Source organism: Lentzea pudingi, assembly GCF_014646255.1.
Classification (GTDB): Bacteria; Actinomycetota; Actinomycetes; order Mycobacteriales; family Pseudonocardiaceae; genus Lentzea; species Lentzea pudingi.
In genome coordinates this window covers 727,291-745,530 of record NZ_BMNC01000002.1, presented here as the reverse complement: position 1 = coordinate 745,530, position 18,240 = coordinate 727,291, and the positions used below count along the sequence as shown (strand labels likewise).

Below are 18,240 nucleotides of genomic sequence, written 5' to 3'. Positions count from 1 at the left end.
CTGGGGTGTACGAGCCAAGTGATTTCCCTCCCTTCGCTGTCACGGTCGATCTGGTGGTGTTGACCGTTCGGGCGGATGAGCTGTGTGTGCTGTTGGTTCGGCGGGGGGAGGAGCCGTTTCTTGGGCAGTGGGCGTTGCCTGGGGGGTTTGTTCGGGTTTCTGAGGCTGTGGATGATGCGGCTGTTCGGGAGCTTGGTGAGGAGACTGGGGTTTCTGGGCTGCATCTTGAGCAGTTGTCGACGTATGGGGAACCTGGGCGGGATCCTCGGATGCGGGTTGTGTCTGTTGCCTATTTGGCGTTGGCGCCTGATTTGCCGGTTCCGGTCGCTGGGAGTGATGCTGCTGCTGCGTCCTGGGTGCCGATTGAGGAAGTCACGACGTTGGCCTTCGACCATGCTCGGATTTTGAGCGATGGGGTGGAGAGGGCTCGGGCCAAGTTGGAGTACACGGCTTTGGCGACTGCGTTTTGTGGTGGTGAGTTCACTGTGGCCGAGTTGCGGCGGGTTTACGAGATCGTTTGGGGGGTTGCTTTGGATCCTCGGAACTTTCATCGGAAAGTTACTGGGGTGGAGGGGTTTTTGGTTCCCACTGGGGAGAGCACGGCTCGGGATGGGGGGCGGCCGGCTGCGCTGTTTCGGCGTGGGGAGGTTGGGGTGTTGAGTCCGCCGTTGGTTCGGGCGCCGGGTTCGTAGCGTTCCCCGGTTGCGTTGGCGGGTTCCTGGTTGGTGGTTCCCCTGGGGGCGCTGCCCCCAGACCCCCGGCAATCTGATCAGGGGGTCCACGCCAGCCGTAGGTAGATGGCACGCCTGTTGCGTTGGGCGGCTGCCGGTTGAGTTGTGTGGTGGCGTCGGCGGTGGGGTCCCATCACGAGCCGAGCCAAGAGCATGCAGCAAGAGCTATGGCGCGACTCGTGATGGGACCCCACCGCCCAGTGCGCTTGCTAAGGGCGAAAGACAAGGGCAGGACGGCTCGCCTGCGGCATCGCGTTAGAGGCGTACTGCGTCGCCTGTTGTGGCTGACTGCTTTGCTGCTTCGATTACCTCTAGGCCCGTTACCGCGTCTTGTGGTGATACTGGGGTCTTGCCTGCTGCTACCTGGGTGTAGAAGTCCTGGTAGGCGCCTGGTTCTGTGCGGTGTGGGGTGCCGTTCAGGGTGCCCCATGCCTCTTCTGGTTCTTCGCCCCAACCTGGGGTTGCTGGGGTTTCGCCTGCTTTGAGGCGGTCTTCCTGGGGGTCCATGCCGTACTTGACGTAGGCGGCGTCGTGGCCCAGTACTCGGAAGCGCGGGCCCAGGTCTGCTGCCAGTGCGCTCATCCAGAGGTGGGAGCGGACGCCGTGGTCGTGCGTTAGGGAGAGGAAGACGTCGTCGTCTGCCTTGGCGCCTGGGCGGACTGTGGTGATTTCTGCGTGGACTGTTGTCGGGCGGCCGAAGAGGGCCACTGACTGGTCTACGAGGTGGGTGCCCAGGTCGAAGAGGATGCTGCCGAGGTCTGCTGGGTCGCCGGACTCCTTCCAGGACGACTTGATCTCTGGGCGGTAGCGTTCGAAGCGGGACTCGAACTTGTGGACCTGGCCCAGGGATTTGTCGTTCAGGAGTTTGCGGACCGTTAGGAAGTCGCCGTCCCATCTGCGGTTGTGGAACGGGACGAGCATGAGGCCTCTTGAGGAGGCGATTGAGGCTAGTGCCCTTGCTTCCATTGCTGAGCCTGCGAAGGGCTTGTCGACTACGACGTTGATGCCGTGTTCCAGGACCTGGCGGGCGTGGGTTGCGTGGAAGCGGTTCGGGGTGGTGATCACTACCAGGTCGAAGTTGCCCGTCCAGACTTCGTCCAGTGAGGACAGAAGGCGGGCGTTCGGGTAGCGGGCTGCCACCTCTGCTTGGCGCCTCGGGTTCGAGGTGACCACTGCGGAGAGGGTCAGGCCTTCCGTTGCCTCGATGAACGGGGCGTGGAAGGCCGCCCCACCTAGTCCGTAGCCGACCACCGCTGTGCGCATGCGATCAGCCTAAGCGGTCTCACCTGGTGGACGGGGTGTCGGTGAGCCGTGTGGACCCTTACATTCGTCGACCATGACCATGTTGCTGGTTAGCCGACGCCACGTCGACTACGTGCGCGTCACCAGCATGGCCTGTCGTCGCTCCCGTTGATCTCAGCCAACTCCCGGTACGTCAACCACGCTGGAGCACAGCCATGTCCTGGTCCTTCGAGACTGCTCAGATCCACGCGGGCGCTGCGCCCGACCCGGCCACTGGGGCTCGCGCCACGCCGATCTACCAGACCACCTCGTATGTTTTCAGGGACACGCAGCACGGTGCTGATCTCTTTGCGCTGGCTGAGCCCGGGAACATCTACACGCGCATCAACAACCCCACGCAGGACGTGCTGGAGCAGCGGGTTGCCGCCCTCGAAGGGGGTGTGGCGGCTGTCGCCTTCGCGTCCGGGTCGGCTGCGGAGACGGCGGCGATCCTCAACCTGGCGCGGTCCGGGGACCACCTGGTTTCCAGTGCCTCGCTGTACGGCGGTACGTACAACCTGTTCAAGTTCACGTTGCCCAAGCTCGGGATCGAAGTGTCGTTCGTGGACGACCCGGACGACCTGGACGCGTGGCAGGCGGCTGTGCGGCCCAACACGAAGTTGTTCTTCGCTGAGACGTTGGCCAACCCTCGGTCCCACGTGCTGGACATCGAGGGTGTCGCTGGTGTCGCGCATGCGAACCAGGTGCCGTTGATCGTCGACAACACCGTGCCGACGCCTTATCTGCTTCGGCCGTTGGAGCACGGCGCGGACATCGTGGTGCACTCCGCCACCAAGTACCTCGGTGGGCACGGGACTGCCATCGCCGGTGTGGTGGTGGACGGTGGGAAGTTCGAGTACGGGGCCGAGAAGTTCCCCGACTTCCACGAGCCCGACCTCAGCTACAACGGGCTGCAGTACTGGCCGGTGCTCGGGCACGGGGCGTTCGCGGCGAAGCTGCGGGTGCAGGGGCTGCGGGACACGGGGGCGGCCATCGCGCCGTTGACCAGCTTTCTGGTGATCCAGGGCATTGAGACGTTGTCGTTGCGCATCGAGCGGCACGTGCAGAACGCGCAAGCGCTTGCTGAGTGGTTGGAAGGGCGGGACGAGGTCGAGAAGGTCCACTACGCGGGACTTGCGTCGTCGCCGTTCCACGCCAACGCGCAGAAGTACCTGCCCAAGGGTGCCGGCGCTGTGGTGAGTTTTGAGCTGCGCGGTGGTGTCGAGGCCGGTCGGGCCTTTGTGGACGGTACGACGTTGTTCAGCCAGCTGGTGAACATCGGTGATGTGCGGTCGTTGATCGTGCATCCAGCGTCCACCACGCACAGCCAGTTGACGCCGGAGGAGCAGCTCGTCGCGGGTGTCGCGCCGGGGTTGGTGCGGCTGTCGGTCGGGCTGGAAGGGCTGGAGGACCTCAAGGCGGACCTGGAGGCGGGCTTCACCGCGGCGAAGTCCGAGTTGTAGTGGGCGGCTGGCGGTTCGGCGATCCGAACGGCCGGCGGAAGTGGTTCAGCCACGCCGGGACGTTCGGGGAACTGCCGGGTTTCCAGCTCGCGTACGAGACGTGGGGGACCTTGAACGCCGAGGCCTCCAACGCGGTGCTCGTGCTCCACGCCCTGACCGGTGACAGCCATGTCGCCGGGGGTGTGGAGCCGGGTCACCCGACGCCGGGCTGGTGGGATTCCCTGGTGGGGAGCGGGAAGCCGCTCGACGGGTTCTTCGTGGTCGCGCCGAACGTGCTCGGTGGCTGCCAGGGCAGCACCGGGCCCTGGCAGTACCCGGATTTTCCTGACCTCACCATTCGTGACCAGGTCGCGGCCGAGGTGCATCTCGCTGACTACCTGGGCATCGGGCGGTGGGCCGCGGTGCTCGGCGGATCGATGGGCGGTATGCGGGCCGTCGAGTGGGCCGTTGGCGAGCCCGAGCGGGTTGATGGGCTGTTGTTGCTGGCGACTGCTGCGGCGGCGTCGGCCGAGCAGATTGCGCTGGCGTCCGCGCAGGTGCACGCGATCAAGGCCGATCCTGGTGAGGGGTTGGGGATCGCGCGGCGGATCGCGCACATCAGCTACCGCAGCGAGCAGGAGTTGCAGGCGCGGTTCGGGAGGGAACGGCAGGAGGACGGGCGGTTCGAGGTCGAGTCCTATCTGGACCACCACGCGGCCAAGCTGACCCGCCGGTTCGACGCGGCCAGCTACGTGACGTTGACGGAGGCGATGAACTCCCACGACGTCGGGCGTGGGCGGGGTGGGATCAAGGCCGCGCTGGGGAGGGTCACCGCGCGCACGATCGTCGCCGGGGTCGACTCGGATCGGTTGTACCCGTTGGCGCAGCAGGAAGAGCTGGCTGCTGGCATTTCCGGGGCGGACGGGCTGCGGGTGATCGAGTCGCCGTACGGGCACGACGCGTTCCTGATCGAGAGCGAGCAGGTCGGCGCGCTCGTCACGGAGCTGGTGCCCGTGCGGTCACGTACTCGTTGAGACGTGCGGAGGCGGCCAGCATCGCGAGGCCCCGTGCGGTGAGGCGGCGGCGCCAGTCGGCCAGGGCGGCACCCAGCGTGTCGGTGCCGCCCGCCGTGCGGATCTGGTCGACGACCAAAGCTATGCGCGCCAACGGATAGCCGCCGCGCCGGAGCAGGTGGGCCAGTTCGGCGTCGCGGACGTCCTCGGCCCGGAACACCCGGTAACCGGTCGGTTCCCTGGACGGCACGAGGATGCCTGCCTCCTCCCACGCGCGCAGCGTCGCCGGGGTGACGTCGAGGCGCCGGGCGAGTTCGCCGATCGTGCGTGGTTCCAGCACCGGTTCGACGTCGGTCAGGTCCTGCACGGCGCGGCTGACCGAGTCGAGGGTCGAGCGGTCGCGCAGCAGTTGCTCGTGGCCGCGGTCGATCCGCGTCAGGACGTCGTCCAGTTCGTCGTCGTGAACCGCGTTCATGATCTGGCCGGCGGTGGCGTGGCCGAAGGCGGGGATCAGCGCGATGAACGTGCGCAGCGCGGCGGCGTGGACCTCGGTGTAGACGCGGTAGCCGGACGGGGTGCGCTCGGCGGGCGGGAGGAACCCGGACTCCTCGTAGTTGCGCACCGCCTGTGTCGACAAGCCGTGTTCGCGGGCGAGGTCAGCTGGACGCACAGTTGAGACTTTAGCGGCCATCAAGAGCCAAGGATGCATGAAAGTCTCAACAGAGCTTTCAATGTTACGGTTGAACCACATGAGCCAGGACATTCGCGAGTTCATCAGCCCCTTCACCGAGCTGCTGGGGTTCGGGGAGCCCACGCACCTCGAGCACGCCCACAGCTGGGTCCGCAACGAACTGTTCGAGCAGCTCGCAGGGCTGGGCTTCCGCTCGATCGCCCTGGAGAGCTGCCGGATCCGCGGGCTGGGCGTCAACGACTACGTGCACGGCGGCCCCGGTGACCTCGACACGGTCATGAAGGAGGGCTTCTCCCACACGTTCGGCGAGAACTGGCCCGCCAACCGCGAGCTCGTGCAGTGGATGCGCGAGTACAACGCGGACAAAGCGCCGGAAGAGCGCCTGTCGTTCTACGGCTTCGACTTCCAGACCGAGACGGCCAGCGCGCCGAGTCCGCGTCCGTACCTCGAACACGCCCGCGACTACCTGGGCGAGGACGTGGACCTCACGATCGACGATGAGAAGTGGGGCCGCGACGAGGCGATCCTGTACTCCGAGCAGTCGCCGGGGCAGTCGGAGGAAGCCGTCAGGCTGCGGGAGGTCGGCGTCGGCCTGCTGAAGAGGCTGCACGAGCGCCGGAGCACCGACGAGGCCTGGTACCGCGCCGAAACGCACCTCACTGCCGGGCTGAGCCTGCTGCGGTACCACCGGGAGGCCGCCGAACCGAACCCGCTGGGCGTGCGCCTCAACCGCCTGTGCCAGATGCGGGACGGCGTGATGGCCCGCAACCTGCTGGAGATCCGGCGCGCCGAGGCCGCGAAGGGGCCGACGTTCGTGTTCGCGCACAACGCCCACCTGCAGCGCACCAACTCCTCGATGGAGATGGCAGGCGAACGGGTCGAGTGGTTCTCCGCGGGCGCGCTCGTGGCCCCGATCCTCGGCGACACGTACACGGTCATCGGCGGCACGCTCGGCCGCAACGACTCCATCGGACTGGGCGAACCGGACAAAGCCACCCTCGAAGGTCAGCTGCAGAGCCGGTTCACGACCTGGGGCGTCACGAACGACAAACCGGCGGGTGCGTCACGCACCGACACCGGCGCCGACCCCATGTTGAAGATGGCCTACTTCCCGCTCGACCAGCACCTCATGGACGGTGTGGACGCTCTGCTGCACATCAGGGTTGGTCGTCCAGCGACGCGGTGATCCACGGCGCGACGGGCAGGTCGCGCGTCTCGCACTCGATGGCCAGCTTCAGGGTCCACCGCAGGGCTTGCAGGACCACCGTCGCAAGCTCCTGCGGTTGCCCGTTGGCCAGGGCGATCTCGATCTGCTCCGAGGCCGCGTCCTGGTCGCCGTGCACCTCCGCGAGCAACGCGCGGATCGCCGTGCGGACGGGCGGGTCCGCGTCGTCGATCTGGACCTCGTTGCCCTCCTCGTCGAAGACCTGCATCTTCACCGGGGTGGCGCCGCCGGAACCGAGCGCGCTGACCATGCTGCTGCACTCCGCGAACAGCAGGAGCACCAGTTCACGGATCTCCTCGTTGCCCTCGGGCGACCCGCTGAGGTACCCGGTCACGAGGTCTACCGCCACAGCGTCTTCCCCGGCCCTGGCCGCGGCCAGGGCCTCACCGGCCACGGCGGTGAGCCGTGACCAGCGATCTGGATCCTGTGGTGGTTTCACAGGTACTGCCTACCGCGCGGTGTCAGGCATTCGCAATGCCGTTACCTCAAGTGTGAGCGAGTGTCGAGTTCGTCATATTCGGGCAGTCGTCGCCTTGCGGCGGCGGCGTTGGCCCGTACCTGGTGGTGCGGGTCTTCCCGTGGCGGTACCCGTTGCCCGCGTGGCGCGGGTCTTACCTGGGTTTCCAGCGGGCTCGTTTCGCGTCGCCCCGCAACTCGGGGAGGACGTCTCGCGGCGCGCGAGCGCGGCGAGGTTACGTGCGGCGTTGAGATCTCGGTCGCAGACCAGACCGCACGCGTCACATCGGTACACGCGGTCGGACAGGCGCAGTTTGGCTTTCACCACACCACAGGCCGAACACGTCTTGGAGGAGGGATACCACCGGTCGGCGACGTGCACGCGCACGCCCGCCCATCCGGCCTTGTACTCGATCTGGCGGCGCAACTCGGCCATGCCGACCCCGGCGATGTGGCGAGCCAGTCGCCGGTTGCGCAGCATGCCGGACACGTTCAGGTCCTCGACCACGACCGCGCCGTGGGTGCGGACCAGTCGGGTGGTGAGCTTGTGCAGCCCGTCCCGGCGGGCGTTCGCCACCCCGGCGTGCAGTACCGCGATGCGGGCCCAGGTCTTTCGCCACCGGGCCGACGGTGGTCGCCGGGTGCGCCGATCCGGGCCGGTACGGCGCGCGGCCTGGCGTTGCAGGCGACGCAGTTTCCGCAGCGCCGCCTCCAGGTGTCGCGGGTTGGCGATGACCTCTCCGGTGGACAGCACCGCCAGCGATGCCACGCCCAGGTCAACCCCCACCACGCTATCGGGCAGTGCGGGCGCCGGATCGGCTCGGGTGATCTCCACCGAGAACGCCACGAACCACCGCCCGGCCCGGTAGGACACGGTCGCGGAACGGATCCGGGCCGTGTCACGCTCGACATGGCGGGCGAGCTTGCGGGTGGACTCGTGGGTGCGGACCGCGCCGATACGGGGCAGCGTCACGTGCCGGCGATCGATGCCGAGGCCGAACGCCCCTGTGGTGAACCGGCACGACAACCCGGACCGGCGGCCCTTGAACCTCGGGAACCCGAGCCTGCGGCCGTGTCGCGCGCCCTTCGTCGAGGCCGCCCAGTTACCCAGCGCGGCCGCGAGGTTGGCCAGGCCGGACGAATAGGCCTCTTTCGAGTTCTTGGCCCACCACGGCGCGACCTCGTTCTTGGCCTGGTTCCAGTCCTTGCGCAGGCTGTAGGCCGACCACGACACCGGAGGAGTGAGCTGATCGCCGGAGATGTCGTAGGTCTTCTCTGCGGCACGCTGGTCCAGGTTCGCCCTGATCCGCGCCACACCCCAGTTGAACGCATACCGCTGCGCACCACAATGCGACCGCAGAGCCGAGTACTGCCCCGCGGTCGGATCGAGGGCGAACCGATACGCCTGGATCACTGTGACCATCTCACCGACACCGTAGTGGCCGACACCGACAACCCCGCTCACCACGAACCCCATCTTGATCAGAGTCATACCCGGGTATGTCACTCCGCAGGTCAATGTGCTGATTCGCGGATCCACCTAGCATCGGGTGGTGTTCCGCACGTCGTACCGGACCCTTCTCGGTCCCGATCGCACGCGAGTCCTCGCCAGAGCGCTCGGCCGGCTTCGGCTGCCCGTCTTCGGGGCGCTGATCGTCTACGCGTTCGTCTGGGCGGTCGTCGCCAGCGCCACCTACGTGCGCCAGGAGGATTCGGACGGCTGGTGGGTGGTCATCTTCCTCACCACGTTCGGGCCGTACGTCCTGCTGATCTGGTCGCCCCTCTACGCCTGGCGGCTGGGGGTGCCGGGGTTCTACTTCGTCAGCGTCTTGATGGTGGGCGACGGTGCCGCGGCCCTGCAGTACTGGACCGCCGCACCGCTGTTCGTGGCGGTCGCGGCGTTCTACTCGCGCGGGATCGTCATCACGGCCACGGTGATCACCATGGCGTTGGTCATCGCCTCCGAACCGCAGGCCGCGGACATGGCGTTGTTCGTGCCGATCGTCAGCGCGGTGGTCTACCTGCTCGGTTCCCGCGGCAGGGCGGAACGCGAGCTCGAGGAGGAGCGCGACGCCAAGGCTGCCCTTGAGGAACGGGCTCGCATCGCGCGCGAGATGCACGACGTCGTGGCGCACCACATGTCGTTGGTGGTCGTGCGCTGCGAAACCGCGCCCTACCGCCTCAAAGGGCTCAACGAGGAAGCGCAGAAGGAGTTCGCGGAGGTCGGTGAGGCCGCCAGAGAGGCCATCACCGACATGCAACGCCTGCTGGGCGTGCTCAGGACGACGGGCGACGCGCCGGAACGCGAGCCGCAGCCCGGCATCAGCCGCATACCCGAGCTCACGAGGCCGGGGGACGAGGCCGAGGTCGACGTGGACGATGTGCCGGAGGCGGTCGGCCTCACCGCGTACCGGATCGTGCAGGAGGCGCTCACGAACGCCACCAGGCACGCACCCGGCTCCAAGGCGTCCGTCCACGTGCGCAAGGACGGCGACCGGCTGGACGTGCTGGTGCGCAACACCGCCGGAGGGCCGTCCCGCGGCGGCGGCAGCGGGCAGGGCCTGGTGGGGATGCGGGAACGCGTCGCCGTGCACGGTGGCACGCTGACGGTGAAGTCGACCGAGGACGGCGGGTTCCTGGTCAGGGCGAGAATTCCGTTGGGGGACAAGTGATCAGGGTGGTCGTGGTGGACGACCAGGAGATGGTGCGCGAGGGCTTCTCCGCGTTGCTCGACTCGCAGGACGACATCGAGGTCGTCGGCGCGGCGGGCAACGGCGTGCAGGGCGTCGCGCTGGCGCGTACGGTCAGACCGGACGTGGTGCTGATGGACATCCGCATGCCCGAGATGGACGGTCTGACCGCGACCCGGCTCCTGCTGGACGGCACCGCCGAGCTGAAGGTGTTGGTGCTGACCACGTTCGACCTGGACGACTACGTCTACGAGGCGTTGCAGGCCGGCGCGAGCGGGTTCCTGCTCAAGCACGCGCCCGCCCGTGAGCTGCTCAACGCCGTGCGCGTCGTGGCCGCGGGAGAGGCCTTGTTGGCGCCGTCGATCACCAAGCGGCTGATCGAGGACTTCGTGCGGTCGAGGCGGAGTGAGCGCGTCCGGCCTGCCCAGCTGGGTGTCCTGACCGAACGGGAGACCGAGATCCTCGTGCTGGTCGCGCAGGGCCTGTCGAACATGGAGATCGCCGCGCACCTCGTGCTGGCCGAGCAGACCGTCAAGACGCACGTGAGCCGCGTGCTCACGAAGCTGGGCCTGCGCGACCGCGCCCAGGCCGTCATCGCGGCCTACGAGAGCGGGCTCGTGATACCGGGGTAACGGCTCTCCGGGGTGACGATTCGGGGAGCGTCACCTTCCTAGCTTCGGGGACATGCGCCGAGCCTTCCTGTTCCTCCTGCTGATCGCCCTGCCGTCGGTCGCGCCGTCGATCGCGCAGTGGCGCACCGACGTCGCCCGCCGGGTCGCGGTCGTCGGTGACCTCGCGACGGCGCGGGACGTGGTGATCGTCGTGCCGGGGTCCGACGTGGACGTCGACCGGTTCGACCGCACGGTCGGGCGGATGGCGTCCAACCTCCACGAACAGGCCCGTCGCGACGACCTCGCGGTGATCGCGTGGCTCGGGTACCGGACGCCGCAAGGGCTCGGCGTGGACGCGATGACCGGGTCGCTGGCACGTCAGGGAGCTGCCGCGCTGGTGGACTTCGTGCGGGCGTTGCAGACCGACGCGCGTGTTCACGTCATCGGCCACAGCTACGGGTCGGTGGTCGTCGGGCTCGCGGCACACGAGTTGGACGTGGACGACATCGTGTTCACCGGAAGTCCTGGTGTGCGGGCGGACTCCGTTGCCGGGCTGGGGACTTCGGCCCGTGTGTGGGCGTTGCGGTCCAGCGGGGACTGGATGCGGTTCGTGCCCAACGCGCGGTTGTTCGACCTCGGGCACGGCACCGATCCGGCTTCCGACGGCTTCGGGGCCACGGTGCTGCGGTTCGAGGGCGGAAAGCACGACACCTACTACGAGCCGGGCAGCGAGACGCTCGAGGCTCTTGTGCGAATCGTATCGGGGGACCAGCTGTGAGAAATCCTTTCATCGACGCCGTGCGGGCGTTGGCTGTCGTCACGGTCGTGCTCGGCCATTGGCTGGTGACGGCGCTGGTGGACACGCCCACCGGCATGTACATCGATAGTCCGTTGAAGCATTTGTCTTCCCTCACGCCGGTCTCGTGGGTGTTGCAGACGCTCGGCCTGTTCTTCTTCGTCGGTGGCTACGCGGCCGCGCACTCGAAGACGCCGTTCCTCACCAGGCTGAAGCAGCTCGCCGTGCCCACGCTGCTCATGCTCGGCTGCTGGGCGGCTGTCCTTTTCGGACTGGTCCTGCGCGGTGTGGATCAGGGAACCGCCTGGAACATCGGGTTCCTGGTCACGACCCCGTTGTGGTTCTTCGGCGTCTACCTGGTGCTGCTCGCGATGAAACCGTTGGTGCGCAAGCTGGACGAGTACTCGTGGGGTGTGCTCGTCCCCGTCGCGCTGGTGTTCGTCGTGCCGTACGCGGTGTGGTGGGCGGCCTGGCAGCTCGGCCACTCGTTGGCACGCCGACGAGTTCCCGGTCCGCCGCTGCTCATCGCGGGCGTGCTCGGATACGCGCTGCTGACGACGTTCGGCGGCTACCCGACGGCGGCCGTGGGCATCCCGGGTGAGGCCATGTCGAACCTCAACCCGCCGAACTACGCGACGCTCGCGCTGGCGTTCGCGCAGATCGGCCTGGTGCTCACGATCGCACCGCTGCTGACGAGGCTCGGTACGGCGAAACCGGTGGCGTGGCTGAACAAGCGCGCGCTGGGGATCTTCCTGACCCACCAGAGCGCGCTGATCACCGTGACGCTGGCGCTCAGCGCGTGGGGGCCGTTGCCGGGGCTCCAGCAGCCACCAGATCATCCGGGCTGGGTGTGGCAGCGGTTGCTGTGGTTGCCGGTGTGCGCGGCCGTGACCTGGGGATGGCTCCGAGCACTGCAAGGCCGATCGCCGCGGCGTGCAGCACCACCACCGGCGGCGTCGGATCCAGCGCCAGCATCGGCGGTACGCACGCCAGTGCCGTGAGCAGCCACGGCAGGCGGGTGTCGCAGCTGCCGTTGCGGGCGGTGTGGATCAGGTACCAGCCGAGCAGCAGGTGGATGAGGTTCTGCAGCGGGTCGACCGGCAGCAGCACCAGCACGCCGTCGCCGAGGAACCCGCTGACCACGAACCCGAGCACGCCGAGCGTCCCGAACGACACGCCCATCGCCGTCGCGAGCCGGGTGCGGTGCGACTCGTGCGCGAGCTTCGTGGACCTGATCAGACGCCGTTCGAACCGGTGGAACACCAGGATGAGCGGCACCAGCCCGAGCACCAGCCAGATCGGCGCCTGCGTCAGCCCGAGCAACCCGACCAGCGCGCCGACCCCGGCCAGGTACGCGAGGTACACCGTCATCGGGGACCGGCGGACGAAGGTGACGACGTGCCAGATCCGGCCGTCGAGCCACGCGGTGACGCGGCCGCGCGCCAGCAACGCCAGGCACACCTGCGCCACGCCGAGCACCATCATCGAACGCGGGTAGTCGCTGAAGAACACCAGCGCGGGCAACGTGATGGCACCCAACGCGGCCAGCAGCTTGCGCGAGAGCGAGGTCAGCGTGCCGTCCGCGTAGAAGAAGCCGATCTGCTGCATCAGCAACGCGCCGACGATCAGATTCACGTAGCCGCCGGTCTTCCAGTCCGTCGACGTGCGCGCGATCTCGACGCCCAGCGTCACCAGCACCAGCACGAACGGCGTGGTGCGGCGGAAGTGCTCGTGCAGCCACGCGGCGGCCGGTGTCGCGGCCACCGCCAGCAGGTAGACCCCGAGGAACCACAACGGATGCGTGATCAACCGGCTGTACGCGTCGACCTCGACGTCCATCAGGTTCAGCGCCGCGAACAGCACCACCCAGAGCAGCACGAACGCCAGCACGGGCCGCAGCAGCCACGACGTCCGGCTCGACACCCAGCAGCCGAAGCCGCCCTGGTGCGCCTGCCAGCTGCGCAGGTTCGCGTGCCCGCCCGCGAAGAAGAACAGCGGCACCGCCTGCAACGCCCACAACCACGACGTGCCGAACCCCCGCAGGTGCGCGAGCATCGCGACCGTCTCGCCGAGCACGAGCAGCGCGAGGCTGAAGAGGCGCAGGAACGTCGCGTACCTGTCCTGTTCGGCGTGGGCCAGCACCAGCGGCAGCGAGTTCGCGACCGGGTCCTCGCGGCGCCTGCCGTGCAGCCGCGCCAGCAGGAGGAACACGACCATCGCGCTGCCGAACGCCCACGCCACCACGGGTTCGTGGCCGGGCGCTCCCCACCGCTGCCGCCACGAGTTGAACTTCAGTCCCAGCGCGTAGGTCTCGGCGACCGCGTGGCAGCTCTGCTCGGCGCCGCGCGGGTTCAGCCGGCACTGCGCGTGCAGGTCCGTCGTGAGCCGGTCGTCCAACGCCTTGCGCGCCTGCGGTCCGAGCGGGTCGCCCTTGTGGTCGGCGTAGCGCAACAGGTCGTAGCCCAGGTCGTGCGCACGGCACGCGGCACTGAAGTCCCACTCCGTGTCGCCTGCGGGCCCGGAACAACCGCCGCCCGCGTCAACGACCCGGAGCGTCCCGTCCGGTGCCGTGATGGTCTTGGGATCGCGGCCCATCTCGCGTGCGAAGTCCGACGGCAGGTTGACGTACGGGTCGTGCGTCGCCGACGGCGCCACGAACGCGTCGACGGCGTTGGCCGCGGCGATCACGTCGGCGCTGGGCGGGATCGCGTTGTCCCCTGTCGCCGGTCTGGAGGCGATCACACCGCACACGAACACCGCGAGGGTGATGACCGTGAACCGGAACCAGGCCGGGAGCCGGAGGAGGAGTTTGCGCGCGCCCATTGCGGGCCAGGTTACGGACAGGTCTCGGCTGACCGCCAGTTCACCAGGTCAGCCGCGCGCTATCCGTCGATCGGTGGATGCGGGCCCACGACACGACCGATGCCGCCCGGCGGAGCGCGCGGACAGGCTCGGAAGCATGAAGCGCCTGCTTACACCAGATATCGCCCGCGGCAGCATGCTCGCGTTGATCGCGCTGGCGAACTCGGCCGTCTACCTCTACGGCCGCCCGTACGGGGTGCGCCAGCACGTCGTCGAGACAGACCTCCTGGATCGCCTGGTCAGCGCCGGCGTGGTGACGTTCGTCGACGCCCGCGCGTACCCGATGTTCGCGTTCCTGTTCGCGTACGGCGTCGCGCGGATGGCGCCGGAACGGGCCAGGTCGCGCAACGTCTGGCTGATCGTCTTCGGGTTCGTGCACGCCGTGCTGCTGTTCCCCGGTGACGTGCTCGGCCTCTACGGCCTGCTCGGGTTCGCGGTGATCGCGATGAGCAGGCTGAGGGACCGGACGTTGCTCGTGGTCGCGGGCGTCTGGCTCGTGCTGACCGCCGTGGTCCAGGGCCAGGCCTACGCGTCGCCGCCGAACGGGCAGCGGTCGTTCTTCTGGTCGTTCGAGACCGCGGACCCGCTGGCCGCCCTCGCGTTGCACCCGCTCGAATGGCTGCTGGTCCCGTTCGGGCTCTTCGGGGTCGGTGCCGCCGCTCTCGTCGGTGTCTGGGCCGCCCGCCGCGAGGTCCTGGCCGAGCCCGAACGGCACCGGCGGCTGCTGCGGCACGTCGCGGGCTGGGGTCTCACCGCGGCCGTGCTCGGCGGACTGCCCAGCGGCCTCGCGGTCGCGGGCTTCTGGCACACCACCGCGTTGTGGCAGCTCGGCGCCCTGCACGCGGTGACCGGTGTCGCGGGCGGGCTCGGGTACGCCGCGCTGATCGGGTTGATCGCGACGCGGATCAAGCGGCCCAACGCGGTCGTGCGGGCGATCACGGCGTGCGGGGAGCGGTCGCTGAGCTGCTACCTGTTCCAGTCCGTCGTCTTCGTGCTGCTGCTCAAGCCCTACACGCTGGGACTGGGCGGGACGCTCGGGTCGGCGGAGGTCGCGCTGCTCGGGCTGGCGACGTGGGCCGTGTCGGTGCTGCTGGCCGACGTGCTGCGGCGCAAGGACTTGCGCGGACCGGCCGAGACCCTGCTCCGCAAGGCACGGGAACTGCGAAGCTCACCGGCGTGACGTCCATGGTGGAGCAGGAACGCCGGTGGAACCTGGTGTGGGCGCTCGCGCCGTACGGCCTGCTGGCCGTGGCGACGGGCGTCTACCTGGCGACCCGGCCGGTCACCCCGGTGCCGCTGGTCGTGGTCGCTCTGCTGGCGGGGTGGCACTGGTGGTTCGTGATGGCGCACCCGTCGTGGTGGGAGCGACGGACCGGCCTGATGTTGCTGTACTTCGGCGGGATGCTCGCCGGGACGGTCGCGTTGCTGCTGCACGACGGCGCGTTCGCGATCTTCGTGCCGGCTTGCTACGGCCTCGCGTTCCTGGCGTTGCCCGGCTGGCTCGCCTATGCCGGTGTGGTCGTGGTGAGCGGGTTGTGGCTGGTGCCGCAGGGCACGGACGTCGGCGCGACGCTGATGGTCAACCTCGGCGTCACCACCCCGATGGCGGTCCTGATCGGGTGGATCATCCGCGTGATGGAACGCGAGGTGATCCGCCGTCGTGAGATGCACGAGCGGCTCACCGTGCTGTCGGCGGAGAACGCGCGGCTGCAGGTGCTGGAGGAACGGGCGCGGGTGGCGCGCGAGATGCACGACACCGTCGCCCAGGGCCTCACCGGCATCGTCACGCAGCTGGAGGTCGCGGAAGAACTGGGTCTGGCCGAACCGGTTCGAGGCCGCATCGCCACCGCCCGCCGGTTGGCGCGCGACAGCCTGGTCGAGGTGCGGCGGTCGATCGAGGCCCTGCGACCGGGCCCGTTGCGCGACGCAGGGCTCGGTGAGGCGGTGGAACGGGCGGTGGTGGCGTGGCGCGAAGAACACGGCGTGCCCGCTTCGTGCACCGTGACCGGCGACGCGCGCCCGTTGTCCCCGGAGACCGAGGTCGCGGTGCTGCGAGCGGCGCAGGAGGCCCTGGCGAACGCGGGCAGGCACGCTCGGGCCTCTCGTGTGGACGTCACACTGTCCTACATGGAGGACGTGGTCGTGCTGGACGTGCTCGACGACGGCGCGGGCTTCGACCCGTCGGTGCGCGGCTTCGGCCTGACGGCGATGGAGGAACGGGTGGCGCTGCTGGGAGGCACCGTGACCGTGGAGTCCGCGCCCGGCAGCGGCACCGCCGTCAACGTCACGCTGGACGCCCGATGATCCGCGTCGTGGTCGTCGACGACCACCCGGTGGTGCGGGACGGCCTGCGCGGCATGCTCGGCACGCAGGACGACTTCGAGGTCGTCGGCGAGGCGGCGAGCGGCACCGAGGCGCTGACCGTGATCGCGGCCGTGCGCCCGGACGTCGCCGTCACCGACCTGCGGCTGCCCGCGCCTTCCGGGGCCGAACTGGTGCGGCAGATCCGGACGCGCGCCCCGTCGACGCGCGTCCTGGTGCTGACGACGCACGACACGGACGCCGACGTGCTGCCGACGATCGAAGCGGGCGCGATCGGCTACTTGCTCAAGGACGCGCCGCGCGAGGAGCTGTTCCGCGCGGTGCGGGCGGCAGCGCGCGACGAAACGGTGTTGTCGCCTTCAGTGGCCGCGTTGTTGGTGCGGAAGGTGCGCACGCCGGTTCCCGTCTCCGCGTTGAGCAGCCGGGAGCGGGAGGTGCTGATCCTGGTCGCGCAGGGGAGGACGAACCGCGAGATCGGGGCGGCGTTGCACATCAGCGAGGCGACGGTGAAGACGCACCTGCAGCACGTCTACGCGAAGCTGGAGGTGCCGGACCGGGCCTCGGCGGTGTCCGCTGCGCACCAGCGCGGGTTGATCTAGGACGCCACCACAGCGGGCGTCAGCGAGGCGAGCGCCATGCGGGACAGCAGCGCCGCCATCTGGTCGCGGTCGAGGTGGGCGCTGTGCGGCGTTGAGTTGATGAGCCCGAACACGGCGTGCGCGGCGGCCCTTGCCGTCGGCTCGTCGAAGTCCGGCACGGTGCGGCGGATCGTCTCGACCCACACCTCGACGTAGCGGCGTTGCAAGGCCCGCACACGCCGGCGGTCCGGGTCGGTGAGGTTCGCCAGGTTGCGCATCTGCACGGTGATGAGCGCCGGGTCGTCCAGCGCGAAGTCGACGTGCCAGCCCACCAGCTCGCGCAACGCCTCCTCGGCGTTCGAGGCGGCGTCCACCCGCGCCTGGCCGCCGTCGAGGAGCCGCTCGGAGATCGACGTCAGCATCTCGCCGAGCATCGCGTCCTTGCTGCGGAAGTGCCGGTAGAGGGCCGGGCCGGAGATGCCCACGGCCGCGCCGATGTCGTCGATGCCCACGCCGTGGAAGCCGTGGCGTGCGAAGAGTTCGGCCGCAGCGTTGAGGATCTGGTCCCGACGTGAGGGTTTCTCGACCACGGAAGGAGGTTAGCAGGCGTTTACCTCGTCCTCCGATGGGTGGAATTCACGCAGGTGCAAGCCCTGAACGTTGACTATTGACCAATACTTCACACAAGCCTTACCCGTGGGTAACGATTGGTCGGCAATGCATCAACCCTGCGGCCCCTCCGGGAGTCATCGATGCGTCCTGCTCACTTCCTAGCCTCAGCGGTCACCGCCGCCGCGGCGGTCATCGCGCTCGCCAACCCCGCCAGCGCGGCACCCGTCAACTACGTCGCGCTCGGCGACTCCTACGCCTCCGGGCTCGGCACCGGCAGCTATGACGGTGCCAGCGGCAGCTGCAAGCGCGGCCCGCTCGCGTATCCGGCCCTCTACGCCGCGGCGACAGCGCCCGCGTCGTTCAAGTCCGTCGCCTGTTCCGGTGCGCGGACAGGCGACGTCCTGTCCCAGGCCAACACCCTCACGACGGCCACGAACCTGGTCACCCTGCAGGTCGGCGGCAACGACGCCGGCTTCACCGATGTCATCACCACCTGCACCTTCGGGTCGGACCAGGACTGCGTCAACCGGGTGAACCAGGCGAAGACCTACGCCGCGAACACGCTTCCCGGGTTGCTCGACAACGTCTACGGCACGGTCAAGTCGAAGTCCCCGTCGGCGCGGGTCGTCGTGCTCGGCTACCCGCGCATGTACAAGGTGCCGGGCTCCTGCAACGTCGGCCTGAGCGACACCAAGCGGTCCGCGATCAACTCCGGCTCCGACGCACTGCACGCCACCATCGGTGCGCGGGCCGCCGCGGCCGGGTTCCGCTACGTCGACGTGCGCGGGGCGTTCACCGGGCACGAGATCTGCTCGTCGAGCTGGTGGCTCAACAGCCTGAGCTGGCCGGTCGAGGAGTCGTACCACCCGAACAGGGCGGGGCACCAGAGCGGCTACCTGCCCGCTCTGCGGTCGGCCATCAGCTAGGGTA

General features: G+C 68.8%; 17 protein-coding genes and 1 pseudogene. 12 read left to right on the top strand and 6 right to left on the bottom strand.

The window, feature by feature from the left end:
• Nucleotides 1–5 precede the first annotated feature (5 nt).
• Nucleotides 6–692 (top strand): NUDIX hydrolase, encoded by a 687-nt coding sequence (locus tag IEY88_RS09300; RefSeq protein ID WP_189154197.1) that lies wholly within the window; start codon nt 6–8, stop codon nt 690–692.
• A gap of 294 nt (nt 693–986) precedes the next feature.
• Here IEY88_RS09300 and IEY88_RS09295 read toward each other — a convergent pair whose 3' ends face one another.
• Nucleotides 987–1,994, bottom strand: coding sequence for a Gfo/Idh/MocA family protein (locus IEY88_RS09295; protein ID WP_189154196.1), 1,008 nt, complete (start codon nt 1,992–1,994; stop codon nt 987–989).
• Between the two features lie 194 nt (nt 1,995–2,188).
• Between IEY88_RS09295 and IEY88_RS09290 the strand changes: the two genes are divergently transcribed.
• Together IEY88_RS09290 and metX are read left to right on the top strand one after the other, a co-directional pair.
• Nucleotides 2,189–3,475: a bifunctional o-acetylhomoserine/o-acetylserine sulfhydrylase gene (locus tag IEY88_RS09290; RefSeq protein ID WP_189154195.1), complete on the top strand. Its 1,287-nt coding sequence runs from the start codon at nt 2,189–2,191 to the stop codon at nt 3,473–3,475.
• Nucleotides 3,475–4,488 (top strand): homoserine O-acetyltransferase MetX, encoded by a 1,014-nt coding sequence (metX, locus tag IEY88_RS09285; protein ID WP_189154194.1) that lies wholly within the window; start codon nt 3,475–3,477, stop codon nt 4,486–4,488. Before IEY88_RS09290 ends, metX begins: the two co-directional genes overlap by 1 nt.
• Here the strand turns inward: metX and IEY88_RS09280 are convergent.
• A complete protein-coding gene (locus IEY88_RS09280) occupies nt 4,451–5,137 on the bottom strand; it encodes a TioE family transcriptional regulator (RefSeq protein ID WP_229693206.1) in 687 nt (228 codons plus the stop codon). The two genes, metX and IEY88_RS09280, sit on opposite strands and share 38 nt — an antisense overlap.
• A gap of 79 nt (nt 5,138–5,216) precedes the next feature.
• Here IEY88_RS09280 and IEY88_RS09275 point away from each other — a divergent pair, with 79 nt between their 5' ends.
• Nucleotides 5,217–6,344, top strand: coding sequence for an erythromycin esterase family protein (locus IEY88_RS09275; protein ID WP_189154192.1), 1,128 nt, complete (start codon nt 5,217–5,219; stop codon nt 6,342–6,344).
• Here IEY88_RS09275 and IEY88_RS09270 read toward each other — a convergent pair.
• Entirely contained in the window at nt 6,316–6,822 is a 507-nt protein-coding gene (locus IEY88_RS09270; protein WP_189154191.1) for a hypothetical protein, read from the bottom strand. The genes IEY88_RS09275 and IEY88_RS09270 overlap by 29 nt on opposite strands.
• Nucleotides 6,823–6,894: 72 nt before the next feature.
• The gene (gene tnpB / locus IEY88_RS09265; protein WP_229693205.1) at nt 6,895–8,331 is read right to left on the bottom strand and encodes an IS607 family element RNA-guided endonuclease TnpB; all 1,437 of its coding nucleotides are present in this window, start codon (nt 8,329–8,331) and stop codon (nt 6,895–6,897) included.
• 61 nt (nt 8,332–8,392) lie between these two features.
• Between tnpB and IEY88_RS09260 the strand changes: the two genes are divergently transcribed.
• From IEY88_RS09260 to IEY88_RS44115, 4 genes are read left to right on the top strand one after another with little or no spacing between them, the layout of a single operon-like run.
• The gene (locus IEY88_RS09260; RefSeq protein WP_189154190.1) at nt 8,393–9,511 is read left to right on the top strand and encodes a sensor histidine kinase; all 1,119 of its coding nucleotides are present in this window, start codon (nt 8,393–8,395) and stop codon (nt 9,509–9,511) included.
• Nucleotides 9,508–10,161, top strand: coding sequence for a response regulator (locus IEY88_RS09255; RefSeq protein ID WP_189154189.1), 654 nt, complete (start codon nt 9,508–9,510; stop codon nt 10,159–10,161). The genes IEY88_RS09260 and IEY88_RS09255 overlap by 4 nt, the downstream gene beginning before the upstream one ends.
• Before the next feature lie 52 nt (nt 10,162–10,213).
• Entirely contained in the window at nt 10,214–10,918 is a 705-nt protein-coding gene (locus IEY88_RS09250; RefSeq protein ID WP_189154188.1) for an alpha/beta hydrolase, read from the top strand.
• A complete protein-coding gene (locus tag IEY88_RS44115) occupies nt 10,915–11,937 on the top strand; it encodes an acyltransferase family protein (protein WP_229693204.1) in 1,023 nt (340 codons plus the stop codon). Before IEY88_RS09250 ends, IEY88_RS44115 begins: the two co-directional genes overlap by 4 nt.
• Nucleotides 11,938–13,297: 1,360 nt before the next feature.
• Here IEY88_RS44115 and IEY88_RS44110 read toward each other — a convergent pair.
• Nucleotides 13,298–13,531 (bottom strand): annotated as a pseudogene (locus IEY88_RS44110) (hypothetical protein); the annotation flags it as partial.
• 364 nt (nt 13,532–13,895) lie between these two features.
• Here IEY88_RS44110 and IEY88_RS09240 point away from each other — a divergent pair.
• Genes IEY88_RS09240 through IEY88_RS09230 form a run of 3 tightly spaced genes read left to right on the top strand, consistent with a single transcriptional unit; the run spans nt 13,896 to nt 16,719 of the window.
• A complete protein-coding gene (locus IEY88_RS09240) occupies nt 13,896–14,978 on the top strand; it encodes a DUF418 domain-containing protein (protein ID WP_189154186.1) in 1,083 nt (360 codons plus the stop codon).
• 5 nt (nt 14,979–14,983) lie between these two features.
• Nucleotides 14,984–16,102, top strand: coding sequence for a sensor histidine kinase (locus IEY88_RS09235; protein WP_229693268.1), 1,119 nt, complete (start codon nt 14,984–14,986; stop codon nt 16,100–16,102).
• On the top strand, nt 16,099–16,719 hold the full coding sequence (locus IEY88_RS09230; protein ID WP_189154184.1) for a response regulator: 621 nt from the start codon (nt 16,099–16,101) through the stop codon (nt 16,717–16,719). Before IEY88_RS09235 ends, IEY88_RS09230 begins: the two co-directional genes overlap by 4 nt.
• Here the strand turns inward: IEY88_RS09230 and IEY88_RS09225 are convergent.
• Nucleotides 16,716–17,288 (bottom strand): SACE_7040 family transcriptional regulator, encoded by a 573-nt coding sequence (locus IEY88_RS09225; RefSeq protein ID WP_189154183.1) that lies wholly within the window; start codon nt 17,286–17,288, stop codon nt 16,716–16,718. The genes IEY88_RS09230 and IEY88_RS09225 overlap by 4 nt on opposite strands.
• A 162-nt stretch (nt 17,289–17,450) precedes the next feature.
• On the opposite strand from IEY88_RS09225, the gene IEY88_RS09220 reads away from it, so the two are divergent.
• Nucleotides 17,451–18,236, top strand: coding sequence for an SGNH/GDSL hydrolase family protein (locus IEY88_RS09220; RefSeq protein WP_189154182.1), 786 nt, complete (start codon nt 17,451–17,453; stop codon nt 18,234–18,236).
• Nucleotides 18,237–18,240: the final 4 nt, after the last annotated feature.